This is a genomic window from Comamonas sp. CMM03 (assembly GCF_019218715.1).
GTDB classification, from domain to species: Bacteria; Pseudomonadota; Gammaproteobacteria; order Burkholderiales; family Burkholderiaceae_C; genus Comamonas; species Comamonas terrigena.
The window spans coordinates 1,139,663-1,153,717 of sequence record NZ_JAHUXB010000001.1; the positions used below are offsets into that span (position 1 = coordinate 1,139,663).

The following is a 14,055-nucleotide window of genomic DNA, read 5'->3' on the forward strand; positions in this document are numbered from 1 at the left end:
CAGAATGTGCTGCCAGCAGTCCATGGACCTTGCTGCAGTGCGCCACACTATAGCAGCAAGCAATGTCCTGGGGATTTGGAAGGCCTTCACTGCAAGGCCTCGCGATCCGACAGCGGATGCCGACCCGGCGCCCGCCGGGCAGTGCAGAACGCACCACCCAGCAGCCCGCAGGAATCATCAGTCCAGTCCGATCGCTTTGACGATGTCCTTCTCCTCGGCAAAGGCCTTTTTGGCAAAGGCACTGTACTCCTGGGCATTGCGGTATTCCAGGCGGATGCCGTAGTTGGCAGCCACCTGCTTGAAGGCGGGCTCCTGCATGGCGGACTGGATGGCCGCTTCGAGCTTTTGCGTGATCTCGGCGGGCAGCGCTTTGGGACCTGCAATGCCCAGCGGCGACGGTACGTCAAATGCATAGCCCAGCTCGCGGAAGGTGGGCACATCGGCAAAGGCTTCGGTGCGCTTGTCGGAGGCAATGGCCAGCGCCCGCATCTTGCCGCTGGTCAGGTACGGCTGCACGCTGTTGGCAAACACGGCCGTCTTGGTGTGGCCGGCCAGCAGGGAGTTGATGGAATCCGCATCTCCCTTGAACGGCACATGAGTGAACTTGGCTCCGGTCTTTTGCTCCAGCTGCGCCATGGTCACGTGGTTGGCCGAGAACTTCCCAGGGGTCCCGTAGTCAACGCTGCCTGGGTCGCGCTTGGCAGCATCCACCACATCCTTCACGCTCTTGAAGGGCGAATTGGCCGGCACAGCCAGAATGAAGTCATAGGTCATGAAGGCCGCCACATAGCTGACATCGGCCACAGGGTCGAAATTCACTTTCTGTATATGGGGCTGGCGGAAGATGCCCACCGGCGTGAGCGTCAGGCGGTAGCCGTCGGGCTTGGCGTTCTTCATGTCGACCACGCCCATGGAGGCACCGGCGCCAGGCTTGTTCTCGATCACGATGGTTTGACCCAGCGGCTTGGACATGCCCTGTGCCAGCGCACGGGCGATCACATCGGTCACCCCGCCCGCGCCATAGGGCACGATCAGTGTAATGGGCCGGTTGGGGTATGCGCCTTGTGCGCCCGCTTGGGGCATGGTGGCCACTGCGGCCAGGGAAGCGCACAGGGCGATCAGGGTTCTGCGTTGCATGCTCTTGCCTTTCACATGGGCCCCGCCACCGCTGGCGGACTACCCCTTTGCAACGTGCAGGCGCTGTTCTCTTCGCTGCGCAATTGCAGCCATCGCCGGCACGTTCTGGACACTGTAGGAGCGCGCCCCGCCCCCCAACCCTGGCAGCAACCCTGCCCTTCCGTCCTGCAGGCGACAGCTCCCGGCGCACCGCCCAGCATCACCCACCTGGGCCGCCGGTGCGCTTTGCCACGGCACAGCCAGGGCTTTGGCTCGCCACACCTGCGACAAAGCGCTAGGCTGAGCGCCTTCACACCGCCCACAGGAGCTGGACATGGCCCACACCATCCGCTTGCACCGCGTGCTCCAGGCTCCGCCGGAGCGCATCTACCGCGCCTTCACCAGCCCTGCGGCCCTGGCCAAATGGATGCCGCCCCATGGCTTCGTCTGCGAGGTGCTGGAAATGGATGCCCGCACGGGTGGGCGCTTTCGGATGGCCTTCGTCAACCTGGGCACCGGCGAGCGCAGCAGCTTTGGCGGCACCTACCTGGAACTGGTACCCAACACCCGCATCCGCAACAGCGACCAGTTTGACGACCCCAGCCTGCCCGGCTCCATGACCACCACGGTCGACCTGCGTGCCGTGGTCTGCGGCACCGAGGTCCACATCGTGCAGGAAGGGGTGCCCGAGGTGATTCCTGCAGAAGCCTGCTACCTGGGCTGGCAACAGTCGCTGCAACTGCTGGCGTTGCTGGTGGAAGCTGAGATTCCGCCCGAATCCACGATGGCTTGATCACCTGATATCGCCACACGTTGACAAGCCGGGCAAGCTCGCATGGCTTGCTGTAAGCATGGCGTGCTATCAAGATGGGGATCTTTTCACCCACTCTTGCCGTCACTTCATGAACGCTCTGCCCGCTTTTTCTTCCATGCCCGACGAACAGGGCTTCTTCGGCCCCTATGGCGGCCAACTGGTGCCCCCGCACCTGAAGCAGGCCATGGACGACATCAACGTCGCCTATGCGCAGATCACCCAGCGCCAGGACTTCCAGGATGAGCTGGCTGACCTGTTTGCCGACTATGTGGGCCGCCCCAGCCCCATCTTTCATGCCAAACGCCTGTCGGCCCAGTTGGGCGGCGCACAGATCCACCTTAAGCGCGAAGACCTGAACCACACCGGCGCCCACAAGATCAATCACTGCCTGGGCGAGGCACTGCTGGCCAGGTTCATGGGCAAGAAGAAAGTGATTGCCGAAACCGGAGCCGGCCAGCACGGTGTGGCCCTGGCCACGGCCTGTGCGCTGGTGGGCATTCCTTGCGAAATCCACATGGGCCAGGTCGATATCGAAAAGGAACACCCCAACGTCACCAAGATGCGCATCCTGGGCTGCAAGCTGGTGCCCGTCACGCGCGGCGCGGCCACCCTCAAGGAGGCTGTGGACAGCGCGTTCGACGAGTACCTGACCAACCCCACCGACTACCTGTACGCCATTGGCTCGGTGGTCGGGCCCCACCCCTTTCCGATGATGGTGCGCGACTTCCAGAGCATCATCGGCCGTGAAGCGCGCGAGCAGTTCCTGGCCAAGCATGGTCGCCTGCCCGACTACGTCAGCGCCTGCGTGGGCGGCGGCAGCAATGCCATGGGCATGTTCACCGCCTTCTTGAACGATGCCGGCGTGCAACTGGTGGGCGTAGAGCCTGCCGGAGAAGGGGTAGACCAGCCCGGCCGCCACGCGGCCACCCTGTCAGTGGGCAAGCCCGGCGAAATCCACGGCATGAAGTGCTATGTGCTGGAAGATGCCGACGGTACCCCTGCCGCCGTGCACAGCATCGCCTCCGGCCTGGATTACCCTGGCGTGGGCCCGCAGCACAGCTATCTGAAAGACCTGGGGCGCGTGCAGTACCAGTCGGTCACCGACAAGGAATGCCTGAACGCCTTCATGACGCTGTCGCGCGTGGAAGGCATCATTCCTGCACTGGAAAGTGCCCACGCCGTGGCCTGGGCCATGCGCCAGGCGCCGCAGCTGGGCTCCGATCAGCATATCCTGGTCAATCTGTCGGGCCGCGGCGACAAGGACGCGGACTACGTGGCCAAGGCGCTGGGGCTGTAAGCACGGCGCCGCCATTCTTCGGACCATTGCACGGCCAGGGCGCACGACATCCTGGCCGTTGCGCTGTACTGAAGTCAGCGCCACACCATCGAGCGCCTGCGCCGGCACGCTGATGCACGCATTTCCGAGGCGAGGATGCGGCTGCCGCACTGCTTGCCCGCCTGCAGCGAGCCAATTGCCGGTCTAGGCTGACACACCCCGGCCGCCAGCGACGCCTAAGCTTGTCCTTTCTTTTTGCACTGCACAAGGAGTCCCCGCATGCGCTTTCCACCTCGTATTTCCGCTCTTGCCCTTGCCACGGCGGCGTTCTGCACCCTGGCCAGCGCCAAATCGGGCGCGGAATGGCTTCAGCTCACGGCGCAATCCAAGCTCAGCCTGATCCAGGCCATCGACAACGCCACCCGCGCCGTGCCGGGCTCAGTGATCGAAGCCGAACTGGACAAAGGCGATCAGGCAGGAGCCCGTTACGAGCTGGAAGTCATCACCCCCAATGGCGAGAGCGTCGAGGTCTGGGTGAATGCCGTGACCGGCCAGGCCACCCCGTACAAGAACGACGGCAAGGCCAAACGCAAAGACCTGCAGCGCCTGGAAAGTGCCAAAGCCAGCCTGCCCCAAGCCATCCAGTCTGCCACCACACATACCCCCGGCACCGCAGTCAGTGCCGAACTGGACAACCACTGGGGCACGACCAGCTACCAGGTCAACGTGCTGCAGGCCGATGGCGTGCTGATGGAGGTCAAGGTGGATGCGGCCGACGGCCGGGTGATCCGCGCCAAGCGCGATTGAACACGGAACGCAAGACCAGCCCCGCTCCTACTCCCGCGCACGGCGCTGTTCATGCCAGGAGCTCCTGGCCAGTGGCGGTGGCTGCATGCCACCCGCCGCTGTCCATTGCCATCGCCCCAAACCTGCTGCGCGTGGCCCTGCGCCAGCGGCAGCGTGTCGTCAGCAACGTCCTCGCTGCGCTTCACTCCTGACCGGCATACATCTGACCCGCCAGCGCAGCAATGCCCTGTGCGGTCAGATCGTTTGTTTCCAGCACCTGCCGCTGCGCCCACTGCACAAAATGCTTGGACTGGGAACGCTCATACTGCGGGTCGTAGTGCAGCGCCATCAACTCGGCAAACAGTGCAGGCAGATCGCCCTGCTGTGCCCAGCCTTGCCAGCGCGTCACGCGTTCCCGGCCTTGCAGCTCCTTCAAAAATCCCAGCTTGAAGGCCAGACCCGCGGCGTCGTCGCCCAGATAGACGTAATCACGCAGCAAAAAGGCCAGCCGCGCCTCTGGTGTGGCACGTACCTCCACCACCGGTGCCTGGCGCATCTGCTCCACCAGCGCCAGCGGCAGGGCCACGCGACCGATCTTGGGACTTTCTCCTTCCACAAACACCGGGCGCGTCAGATCCAGCTGTGCCAGCTGGGTGTACAGCAAGGTGTCGAAATGCTTTTGGCTGGGCTGCTCGACGCCAGGCAGGCCTCCCAGCAGCGATCCTTTGTGGCTGGCCATGCCCTCCAGGTCCAGGACCTGCGCGCCCTGCGCCTGCAGGGCATGCAGCACGCGGGTCTTGGCACTGCCGGTGGCACCACACAGCACCCGCAGATGCAAGCGGGGCACCTGCTGCTCCAGCTGCGCAATCACATGGCCGCGAAACGCCTTGTAGCCGCCGGCCAGCTGCTGCGCGTCCCAGCCCACCAGCCTCAGCCAGGTCACCATGGAGCCACTGCGCAGCCCGCCGCGCCAGCAGTACACCAGCGGCTTCCAGTGTGCCGGCTGATTGGCGAAGGTCTCACGCAGATGGCCCGCCAGATTGGCGGCAACCATGGCGGCGCCCAGCCGCTTGGCCTCGAAAGGGCTGACCTGCTTGTAGATGGTGCCGATGGTCACGCGCTCTTCGTTGCTGAGCACGGGGCAATTGATGGCGCCCGGAATGCGGTCCAGCGCGAACTCGGCCGGGGTGCGGGCGTCGATGATGGCGTCAAACTGCGCAATATCAGCGACGCGTATGGGTTGGCGGTGTGACACGGGACAAAGCGTTAGAACAACAGCAGGCGCCCGGCCCCGGAACGATCGACCCGGTGCAGCAATGCAGCAGCGGTGTTGCGCCCCGGCAAGCCGGCATGGCGCAAGGGAGTCGATCGAGCCTCGATACAAACGCCAGAACCGGGCAATGGCTGCACCGGTCTGTCCTTGCAATGCAGCGATTGTGGCACGCCTGCCAGCCGGTCTCTGCCACCGAACGGCGCACCCACTGGTATGCCACGCATTCAGCGCACCGGCAGAAACTGCAGAAACGGCCCGGCCACCAGCCCCTGCCCATACCCGATGACCGAGCGGCGGTAACGCTCCGTGGCATAGCTGGCCACCAGATCCAGCCTGCCGATGATCTTGCCCATCTCCCGCTCGAAGCTCAGATTGCGTTGACTGTCGTCGATGTGGTTGGACAGCAGCAACGATGAACCATCGGCATTGCGCCGGCTGTTGAGGATCCAGTTGGCCGCTTCCAGATTGCGCGCGGCATTGAAGACATGCTGTGCATCCAGGCCATCAACCAGAGTGAAACGGGTCTTGTTGCCATGTGCGGTGATCACCGTATCTGCTGCCGCATAGACAAAGCCCGCCACGCGGTCCCCAGCAAATTGCGGCTGCAGCGCCAGCGACAAGGCCGCGATATCACGCTGGCCTTGCAGATCGGGCCATGGCTGACGCTCCAGCACCGCCTTGCGCAATTGCGCCACTGCCGCTTCGCGGCTGGAGGCACTCTTTTTCCACTCCCTTGGGTTCCGCTGATAGAGCTTGTCCGCCAGCAGCCACAGGCTTTCCAGGTTGTCGCGCATCGCCAGCGTCACCATGCGGTTGCTGTCGGACTGCCATATCTCTTCAGCCGAGAATTTCTCCCCTTGCACCGCTCCAAGCGGCGCCGGTGCACTGACGCAGCCGCCCAGCCCTCCCAGCAGCACGCCTGCCAGACATTGCAGCGCGGCAGCGCGCCATTGCGATCGATTCCAACTTTGCATCCGCCCAACGTAGCAGGCCAGCTCGCCGCCCGCTGCCAGCCAACAGCGCATTTGTGCTGCCAAGGGCACAGCTTTTCTGCGGCCTTCTGTAGCCCAGCCGGTGCACGCCGCTGTCACCCGGCTGACATCCACCGCATCCATGGCGCACGGTTTTACGTGCACACACCGGTTTCACATGGTTTTAACGCACGTTTCGGAAGAGAATACACATTTGTGCGGCAGATTCGCTACTGCGGCTGCCTGCCACGCGTTTCACTTCTCCCGGTTTGATAAGGCCACGCTCCCATGAATATCGTGATCCTGGACGACTACCAAGACGCAGTTCGCAAGCTCCACTGCGCCAGCCGTCTGGACGCTTTCAACGCCAAGGTTTTCACCAACACGGTCAAAGGCGTGGGCCAGTTGGCTGTGCGCCTGCGTGATGCCGACATCATTGTGCTGATCCGCGAACGCACGCCCATCACCCGCGCTCTGCTGGAGAAGCTGCCCCGGCTGAAGATGATTTCACAAACCAGCCGCGTGGGCCCGCACATTGATCTGCAGGCGTGCAGCGAGCGCGGCATTGCCGTGGCAGAAGGCGTGGGTTCCCCGGTTGCACCTGCCGAGCTGACCTGGGCACTGATCATGGCGGCCAGCCGCCGCCTGCCGCAGTACATCGCCAACCTCAAACATGGCGCCTGGCAGCAGTCCGGATTCAAGGCGGCCTCGATGCCTTCCAACTTCGGCCTGGGCACCGTGCTGCGCGGTCGCACCCTGGGCATCTGGGGTTATGGCCGCATCGGCCAGATCGTGGCCGGCTACGCCAAGGCCTTTGGCATGGGCGTCAAGGTCTGGGGGCGCGAGACCTCCCGAGCCAAGGCACTGACCGATGGCTACCAGGTGGCCCATTCGCGCGAAGACTTTTTCTCCACCTGCGACATTCTGTCCGTGCACCTCAAGCTCACGCCCGACACGCAGCACTGCATCACCTTGCGCGACCTGTCGCTGATGAAGCCCACTGCCCTGTTCGTCAACACCTCGCGGGCCGAGCTGGTGGAGCCAGACGCACTGGCCACGGCCTTGCAGCACGGCCGCCCCGGCATGGGCGCAGTGGATGTGTTCGAGTCCGAGCCCATCCTGCAAGGCCACGCGCTGCTGCGCATGGAGAACTGCATCTGCACGCCGCACATCGGCTATGTGGAGCAGGACAACTACGAACTGTACTTTGGCGCGGCTTTTGACAATGTGGTGAATTTCGTCCAAGGCAAGCCGACCAACATCGTCAACCCCGAGGTGCTTGGTCCGCGCTGAGCCATTCCACGGGACCACGTCCCTATCAAAAAGGCCTGCATCAGCAGGCCTTTTTTGTTTTTCGGAGCAGCAACGAACCACCCACCACCAGCACACCTTCGGCGCTACAGAGGGGGCTGAATCCCCAGTTGGGCCTGGATCTGCTCCTGAGTGATCGCATCGGCCACGGCGTGCTGCACCACATCTTCGACGGCAGCATGCAGGCTGCGCGACATGGCCTGGGCATGCATGGACACCACATCGGCCACCACTTCGCGCAGATGCGCCTCCAGCTGGGGCTGGACCCGCGCCAGAATGCGCTCCACCAGCATCTCGTGCAGGGCTGCAGCATCCCACGCTGGCACGGATGCAGGCTCCGTCGCGGGCTCGGGCAGATCCAGCACCAAAGGCATATCGGCATACCCACCCGCCACAGCATCCGCTTCCCCACCAAGCCAGTCCGCAGGCGGCTCCACCAGCACCGGGTCCCTCTGTGCAGGCACGGACATGCCTGCCGTACCAGCTGGCGCGAATGACGTCAGCACGGGTTCTGACACGGAGCCTGCTGCTGGCTGAGCACCCGCCTGCGGTACGTCCTCCGATCCCGCAGGCATGCCGGCGGCAGACTCCGACGGCAATCCCGGCGTGTCCAGGCGGTCTTCCTGCACCGGCTCCTGCTGCGCAGGTTTCGCCAGCGGCAGGCCTTCCGGCACCACATCGGTCAGCGTCGGCACAAAGCGCGGCGGTTGGCGGCCAAACGGCTCCATCACATTCCTTTCAGCACCAGATCATGCCGCTGGATGGCGAGACCACGTGCGGCATAGTCTTTCCAGCGATTGCGGGCCATGGCGCGGTCCATATCGTCCAGCGACACCACCTCCACCACCCGCGCAAAACCTTCCAGCCCTTCGGGCACGGTTTCGCCCAGATTCAGCAGGATGTCGCGGTGCGGCGAGGCCTCAGCCTGCTGCACCAGCACCACCGGCGACAAGGCCTGCACCTGCGGATCAGCGCCAGGGCCGGCATGGGCCAGAAAATCGCTGGGTGCGCTTTTCCACAGCCGTGCCGACAGATGGGCCAGCACGCCCGGCTGGGCGGTGACAGTCACCTGCGCCCCATGGCGCAGTGCCTTGCGCACAAACCGGCAGACATAGCCCAACTTGTCCGGCGCGTTGAAGTGAAAAGCCACCTCGGTCATCACAGCACCCGCCTTCTCAATCGCGCGCAGCTTCCACTGGCGTCAGCGCGGCCTTGGCCGTCGGCGCCGTGTCGGATGCCGCAGCAGGCTGCGCCACCTTGACGGCCTTGACGGTTTTGACTGCCTTGGCGGCTTTCACCGGCTTAGCGCTCTTGACAACCTTGTCCGCAACCACCGCCTGGGGCGCCTTGGCCTTCACCGGCTTGGCTGTTTTGGCTGCCGTGGCCACCTGGCCCAGCAGATAGTGCACCAGCAACCCCACAGGGCGGCCGGTGCCGCCCTTGGCAGCGCCTTCTTTCCATGCGGTGCCAGCGATGTCCAGGTGCGCCCAGGGAATGTCGCCCACAAAGCGCTGCAGGAACTTGGCGGCGGTCACCGAGCCCGCTGCACGGCCTGCCACATTGGCCACATCGGCAAACGTCGTCTTCAGACCTTCGGCGTAGTCGTCGTCCAGCGGCATGCGCCAGCACAGGTCCTGCGCGGCATCGCCCGCCTTCTGCAAGGCATCGGCCAGCGCATCGCTGGTCGCGTACATGCCGCTGCGGATGCCGCCCAGGGCAATCACGCACGCACCGGTGAGCGTTGCCACGTCCACCAGTGCGGCAGGCTTGAAACGTGCGGCATAGGTCAGCGCATCGCACAGCACCAGACGGCCTTCAGCGTCGGTGTTCAGGATCTCGATGGTCTGGCCGCTCATGCTGGTGACCACATCCCCGGGCTTGACGGCAGTGCCGTCAGGCATGTTCTCACAGGCCGGGATCAGGCCGACCACATTGATGGCGGGGCGCAGCTCGGCCAGCGCGCGGAACACGCCCAGCACGCTGGCGGCGCCGCCCATGTCGAACTTCATCTCGTCCATCCCCGCTGCCGGCTTGAGCGAGATGCCTCCGGTGTCGAACGTGATTCCCTTGCCCACCAGCACCACCGGCGCCTGCGACTTGGCTGCGCCGTTGTAGTGCAGTTCAATGAACTGCAGCGGCTGGGCCGAGCCCTGGGCCACCGCCATGAAAGCGCCCATGCCCAGCTTGGCCACTTCCTTGGGGCCATGCACCTTGCACTGGATACCGCCGTGCTTGGCCAAGGCCTTGGCCGCCGCCGCCAGCATGGTGGGCGTGGCATGGTTGGCGGGGCGGTTGGCCCATTCGCGGGCCATGCCCACGCCAGAGGCCAAGGCCTCGCCCAGGGCAAATGTCGGTGCAGCCGCAGCCTTGTCGGGCACGGCCACGGTGGTACGTGTCCAGGCCAGGGCCTTGGCTTCGGGCTTGGTCGCTGTGTACACATAGCTGATATCGGCCAGCGTCTGCACGGCAGCGGCCGTCACCGCCGCCGCGTCCGGCAGGGCCGACAGGCACACCACCGCACGCTTGCAGCCCGTGGCCTTGAGGGTGCTGGCAGCCGCTGTCAGCGCGGTGCGTACTTCCTTGGCGGAGGCCGTACCCGCGCCCAGCAGCAGCACGCGGCGGGCCGCCACACCGGCGGGCTGGTACAGCGCCAGTTGCTTGCCGGCACCATTGTCCAGATCCCCTGCCTTGCGCGCCTGCGCCACGCACTGCGACAGCGCGTCCTTGCCGGGCTTGAAAGCGTCGGGCACCAGCAGCACCAGCGCATCACATTTTTCAGCGGCAGCACCCGCCAAGTTCAAGGCCTTGAGATCAAAGTTCATAATCGGTGTTTTCCTTTAACGCCGATGTTATTCGATTCATCCATACGCAAGGAGCTGGCCCGCAGCTTTGGCGCAACCCTGGTGGTGTTGATTACCGTGGTCATGACCATGATGCTGATCCGCACATTAGGCCAGGCCGCCAAAGGCAATGTCAGCCCATCCGACGTGCTGCTGGTCATGGGCTTCACCGTGCTCAGCCATTTGTCCACCATCCTGATGCTGAGCCTGTTTGTCTCCATTGTCGGCACGCTCACCCGCATGTACCGTGACAGCGAAATGGTGATCTGGTTTGCCAGCGGCCGCGGCCTGGCCAGTCTGGTCAAGCCGCTGCTGCGCTTTGCCTGGCCGGTGCTGCTGATCGTTGCCGTGCTGGGCGTATGGGTCTGGCCCTGGAGCAACCAGCAGGTGCAGCAGATGCGTGAGCAATTCGAGCAGCGCAGCGATGTGGACCGCATCGCCCCCGGAGAGTTCCAGGAATCCTCGGACGGCCAGCGGGTCTTCTTCATCGACAAGGAATCCGTGTCCTCCGAATCTGCGAGCAATGTCTTCATCGTCGACAACAGCAATGGCAAAGAGGTTGTGACCTCTGCCAAGAGCGCCCATCTGCGCGTGCAGCAAGGCGTGAGAATGGCGGTGCTGACCGATGGCCAACGCATCGAGACCAAGCCCGACGGCGCGGGGCTGCGCATCAGCCAGTTTCAGGAATACGCACTGCGCCTGTCGGACGGCAGCAGCGCCAGCGCCGAAGCCCTGGCCACCAAATCCCAGCCCACGGCGGCGCTGCTGGCCTCTGACGAGCCCAAGGACCGGGCCGAGCTGGGCTGGCGCCTGGGCCTGCCCCTGGCAGCGCTCAACTTTGTGCTGCTGGCCCTGGCCATCACCAACGCCAACCCGCGTGCCGCCAAAAGCACCAGCCTGGCCGTCGCGCTGCTGGCATTCGTGGTCTACTACAACCTGATGACCGTGGGCCAAAGCTGGGTCGTCTCCGGCCGCATGTCCATGCTGGGCTTCCTGCTCGGCCTGCACGGCGCGGTCCTGGGGATCGCCCTGGCCACCCTGATGACTCGCCACCACCGCTGGTCGCCCCGACAACTGCTGCAACGCCGCGCCCAAGTACCGCAAGGAGCTTCGGCATGAAGACACTGCGCAAAATGATCTTCAAGGACGTCATCACCACGGTGGCGTTTGTGACCCTGGCCTTCCTGGCGCTGTTCTTCTTCTTCGACCTTCTCGACGAAATGCGCTATGTGGGCCGCTACGAGCAGTACGGCGTCCCCCAGGCCATGCTGGTGGTGCTGCTGGAAGTGCCCAATCACCTGTACGAGCTGCTGCCCATCACCGTGCTGATCGGCACCATCTACGTGATGGCCCGCCTGGCGCAAAGCTCGGAATTCACCATCATGCGCACCAGCGGCCTGGGCCCCTGGCTGGCGTTGCGCACCCTGGTCACCATTGGCGCCGGCTTTGTGGTGCTTACCTTTCTGATAGGGGACTACATCGCTCCGCTGTCCGAACGCGCCGCATCGGCCACCCAGGCCAAGTTCCAGGGCGGCACCGTCACCTCCGGGGCGACAGGAGCCTGGCTGAAGGAACGCAAGGACGGCAGGACCCTGGCCATCAATGTGCGCAACATCCGTGACGACGAGTTGCTGGGCGTGCGTATTTTCGAGTTCGATGCCGATGGCCGCATGCTGCGCCAGATCCATGCCGAAAAAGCCGAGGTGAAGGACAACGACCTGTGGAAGCTCAGCCAGGTGCGCCGCTCCGAGTTCAGCTACCCCGAACCCACACAGGCGCGCCTGCAGCGCTACACCGAAGCAGAATACGACTTCGCCACCAACCTCACCTCCAACATGGTGGCAGCGGCCGTGCACAAGCCCGATCGTATGCCCACCATTGAGCTGTTCCGCTTCATCCAGCATTTGCAGAGCAACGACCAGTCGGCGCAGAAGTACGAGATCGAGTTCTGGCGCAAGCTGTTCTACCCGCTCAGTTGCCTGGTGATGGTGGTGCTGGCCCTGCCTTTTGCCTATCTGCATTTCCGCTCCGGCGGACTGGCAGGCTATGTGTTCGGCGGTGTGATGGCCGGTATCAGCTTCTTCCTGCTCAACAACGTCTTTGGCTACGCCGGCAATCTGAACAACTGGCAGCCCATGCTGACAGCGGCAGCCCCCGGGGTGATCTATTCGTTGCTGTCTCTGGGTGCATTCACCTGGCTGGTGCTGCGGCGATGAACCCATCTACCCACAGCGACGCCGGCCCCGCCGCTCCGGGAGCGGGCCTGGTGCTGTTCGCACATGGCTCGCGCGACCCGCTGTGGCACCGCCCCATGCAGGCCGTGCGCGATCAATTGCTGGCAGAACAGCCGGGCGCGCTCTGCCTGTGCGCCTACCTGGAGATCAGCAGCCCTTCGCTGCCCGCCGCCATTGCGCAACTGGTCGCCCAGGGCTGCACCCGCATTACGGTGCTGCCGCTATTTCTGGGCACCGGCCGCCACGCGCGCGAAGACCTGCCCCTGCTGCTGGAGCAAGCCCGCCAGCAGCACCCCGGCGTGCAGCTGGACAGCGCCACCCCCGTGGGCGAAGACCCCCGGGTCATCGGCCTGTTGGCGCAAATCGCACAGCAGCACATATATAAAGAACCAAAACTTTAGATAAATCATTCATAATGATGTCCACGCCAGCCGACATCCGCTTATGAATCTGCACCAATTCCGCTTCGTTCAAGAGGCCGCCCGCCGCAACCTCAACCTCACCGAGGCCGCCAAAGCGCTGCACACCTCGCAGCCCGGTGTCTCCAAGGCCATCATCGAGCTGGAGGAAGAACTGGGCGTGGACATCTTCGCCCGCCACGGCAAGCGCCTCAAGCGCATCACCGAGCCCGGCCAGCATGTGCTCAAAAGCATCGAGCTGATCATGCGCGAAGTCGGCAACCTCAAGCGCATCGGCGAGCAGTTCAGTGCCCAGGACAGCGGCACCCTCAGCATTGCCACTACCCATACCCAGGCGCGCTACGTGCTGCCCAATGCGGTGGCCAAGCTGCGCGACGCCTACCCCAAGGTCACCATCAGCCTGCACCAGGCCACGCCCCATGAAGTGGCGCGCATGGTGCTGGACGAAGTGGCCGAAATTGGCATGGCCACCGAATCGCTGGCCGATTACCCCGACCTGGTCACCCTGCCCTGCTACGAATGGCAGCACGTGCTGGTGGTGCCCAAGGGCCACCCGTTGGCCACCAAGGAACGCATCGGTCTGGAAGACATCGGTCTGGAAGCGCTGATCACCTACCACCCCTCGTTCACCGGTCGCAACAAGATCGACACCGCCTTTGCCACGCGCAAGATCACCCCGCGCATCGTGCTGGAAGCCATTGATTCGGACGTGATCAAGACCTATGTGCGCCTGGGCCTTGGCATCGGCATCGTGGCCGAAATGGCCATGCGTGACGATCCGGGCGTGGACCTGGTCTCCCGCCCCGTCGGCCATCTGTTCGGTCAGAGCGTGGCGCGTGTGGCCTTCAAGCGCGGCGCCTACCTGCGCAACTTCGTCTATAAGTTTGCCGAAACCCTGAGCGACCGCCTCAGCCGCGACCTGATCGCGCGGGCAATGACCGGCCACGTCAACGATTACGAACTGTGAGCGTACAGTTCACTCAGAGACCTTCCCCAGCCCGGCGCTAGACCCCTA

The 14,055-nt window shown here is 64.2% G+C and carries 13 protein-coding genes and 1 pseudogene; 8 read left to right on the top strand and 6 right to left on the bottom strand.

The features are described from left to right. Positions 1–177 precede the first annotated feature (177 nt). Complete coding sequence (locus KW830_RS05130; protein WP_066535967.1) at positions 178–1,137, bottom strand: tripartite tricarboxylate transporter substrate binding protein; 960 nt, start codon at positions 1,135–1,137, stop codon at positions 178–180. Positions 1,138–1,450: 313 nt separating this feature from the next. On the opposite strand from KW830_RS05130, the gene KW830_RS05135 reads away from it, so the two are divergent. The 3 genes from KW830_RS05135 to KW830_RS05145 all read left to right on the top strand — a co-directional run bounded on the left by KW830_RS05135 (position 1,451) and on the right by KW830_RS05145 (position 4,013). Further along, complete coding sequence (locus KW830_RS05135) at positions 1,451–1,909, top strand: SRPBCC family protein (RefSeq protein ID WP_066534342.1); 459 nt, start codon at positions 1,451–1,453, stop codon at positions 1,907–1,909. Between the two features lie 109 nt (positions 1,910–2,018). Further along, positions 2,019–3,227: a tryptophan synthase subunit beta gene (gene trpB / locus KW830_RS05140; RefSeq protein WP_218332354.1), complete on the top strand. Its 1,209-nt coding sequence runs from the start codon at positions 2,019–2,021 to the stop codon at positions 3,225–3,227. A 258-nt stretch (positions 3,228–3,485) separates the two neighbouring features. Continuing rightward, positions 3,486–4,013: a PepSY domain-containing protein gene (locus KW830_RS05145; protein ID WP_218332355.1), complete on the top strand. Its 528-nt coding sequence runs from the start codon at positions 3,486–3,488 to the stop codon at positions 4,011–4,013. Positions 4,014–4,194: 181 nt separating this feature from the next. On the opposite strand, the gene mnmH is transcribed toward KW830_RS05145, so the two are convergent. Together mnmH and KW830_RS05155 are read right to left on the bottom strand one after the other, a co-directional pair. Further along, positions 4,195–5,247 (bottom strand): tRNA 2-selenouridine(34) synthase MnmH, encoded by a 1,053-nt coding sequence (gene mnmH, locus KW830_RS05150; RefSeq protein WP_066534345.1) that lies wholly within the window; start codon positions 5,245–5,247, stop codon positions 4,195–4,197. Between the two features lie 242 nt (positions 5,248–5,489). After that, positions 5,490–6,239 carry a hypothetical protein gene (locus tag KW830_RS05155; protein ID WP_255578092.1) on the bottom strand — a complete coding sequence of 250 codons (750 nt, stop codon included), beginning with the start codon at positions 6,237–6,239 and terminating at the stop codon, positions 5,490–5,492. Between the two features lie 285 nt (positions 6,240–6,524). Here KW830_RS05155 and KW830_RS05160 point away from each other — a divergent pair, with 285 nt between their 5' ends. Beyond that, positions 6,525–7,529, top strand: a complete 1,005-nt coding sequence (locus KW830_RS05160) for a D-2-hydroxyacid dehydrogenase family protein (protein ID WP_066534346.1) — start codon at positions 6,525–6,527, stop codon at positions 7,527–7,529. 104 nt (positions 7,530–7,633) lie between these two features. Here the strand turns inward: KW830_RS05160 and KW830_RS05165 are convergent, their stop codons facing one another. From KW830_RS05165 to KW830_RS05175, 3 genes and pseudogenes are all read right to left on the bottom strand, one after another. Beyond that, positions 7,634–8,275, bottom strand: coding sequence for a hypothetical protein (locus tag KW830_RS05165; protein ID WP_218332356.1), 642 nt, complete (start codon positions 8,273–8,275; stop codon positions 7,634–7,636). Beyond that, positions 8,275–8,706 carry a DNA polymerase III subunit chi gene (locus KW830_RS05170; protein ID WP_066534350.1) on the bottom strand — a complete coding sequence of 144 codons (432 nt, stop codon included), beginning with the start codon at positions 8,704–8,706 and terminating at the stop codon, positions 8,275–8,277. Before KW830_RS05170 ends, KW830_RS05165 begins: the two co-directional genes overlap by 1 nt. A 166-nt stretch (positions 8,707–8,872) precedes the next feature. Beyond that, a pseudogene (locus tag KW830_RS05175) lies at positions 8,873–10,369 on the bottom strand (leucyl aminopeptidase); the annotation flags it as partial. Between the two features lie 24 nt (positions 10,370–10,393). Here KW830_RS05175 and lptF point away from each other — a divergent pair. From lptF to KW830_RS05195, 4 genes are read left to right on the top strand one after another with little or no spacing between them, the layout of a single operon-like run. Further along, positions 10,394–11,506 carry an LPS export ABC transporter permease LptF gene (lptF, locus tag KW830_RS05180; RefSeq protein WP_066534354.1) on the top strand — a complete coding sequence of 371 codons (1,113 nt, stop codon included), beginning with the start codon at positions 10,394–10,396 and terminating at the stop codon, positions 11,504–11,506. Next, positions 11,503–12,603 carry an LPS export ABC transporter permease LptG gene (gene lptG, locus KW830_RS05185; RefSeq protein ID WP_066534356.1) on the top strand — a complete coding sequence of 367 codons (1,101 nt, stop codon included), beginning with the start codon at positions 11,503–11,505 and terminating at the stop codon, positions 12,601–12,603. The genes lptF and lptG overlap by 4 nt, the downstream gene beginning before the upstream one ends. Next, a complete protein-coding gene (locus KW830_RS05190; RefSeq protein ID WP_218332358.1) occupies positions 12,600–13,022 on the top strand; it encodes a sirohydrochlorin chelatase in 423 nt (140 codons plus the stop codon). The genes lptG and KW830_RS05190 overlap by 4 nt, the downstream gene beginning before the upstream one ends. Positions 13,023–13,065: 43 nt before the next feature. Continuing rightward, the gene (locus KW830_RS05195; protein WP_115594668.1) at positions 13,066–14,007 is read left to right on the top strand and encodes a CysB family HTH-type transcriptional regulator; all 942 of its coding nucleotides are present in this window, start codon (positions 13,066–13,068) and stop codon (positions 14,005–14,007) included. Positions 14,008–14,055 lie beyond the last annotated feature (48 nt).

Excerpts from the sequence above, each read along its gene's own strand:
- KW830_RS05130 (WP_066535967.1), bottom strand. The coding sequence starts at position 1,137 with ATGCAACGCAGAACCCTGATCGCCCTGTGCGCTTCCCTGGCCGCAGTG.
- KW830_RS05135 (WP_066534342.1), top strand. The coding sequence starts at position 1,451 with ATGGCCCACACCATCCGCTTGCACCGCGTGCTCCAGGCTCCGCCGGAG.
- trpB (WP_218332354.1), top strand. The coding sequence starts at position 2,019 with ATGAACGCTCTGCCCGCTTTTTCTTCCATGCCCGACGAACAGGGCTTC.
- KW830_RS05145 (WP_218332355.1), top strand. The coding sequence starts at position 3,486 with ATGCGCTTTCCACCTCGTATTTCCGCTCTTGCCCTTGCCACGGCGGCG.
- KW830_RS05155 (WP_255578092.1), bottom strand. The coding sequence starts at position 6,239 with ATGCAAAGTTGGAATCGATCGCAATGGCGCGCTGCCGCGCTGCAATGT.
- KW830_RS05160 (WP_066534346.1), top strand. The coding sequence starts at position 6,525 with ATGAATATCGTGATCCTGGACGACTACCAAGACGCAGTTCGCAAGCTC.
- KW830_RS05165 (WP_218332356.1), bottom strand. The coding sequence starts at position 8,275 with ATGGAGCCGTTTGGCCGCCAACCGCCGCGCTTTGTGCCGACGCTGACC.
- KW830_RS05170 (WP_066534350.1), bottom strand. The coding sequence starts at position 8,706 with ATGACCGAGGTGGCTTTTCACTTCAACGCGCCGGACAAGTTGGGCTAT.
- lptF (WP_066534354.1), top strand. The coding sequence starts at position 10,394 with ATGTTATTCGATTCATCCATACGCAAGGAGCTGGCCCGCAGCTTTGGC.
- lptG (WP_066534356.1), top strand. The coding sequence starts at position 11,503 with ATGAAGACACTGCGCAAAATGATCTTCAAGGACGTCATCACCACGGTG.
- KW830_RS05190 (WP_218332358.1), top strand. The coding sequence starts at position 12,600 with ATGAACCCATCTACCCACAGCGACGCCGGCCCCGCCGCTCCGGGAGCG.
- KW830_RS05195 (WP_115594668.1), top strand. The coding sequence starts at position 13,066 with ATGAATCTGCACCAATTCCGCTTCGTTCAAGAGGCCGCCCGCCGCAAC.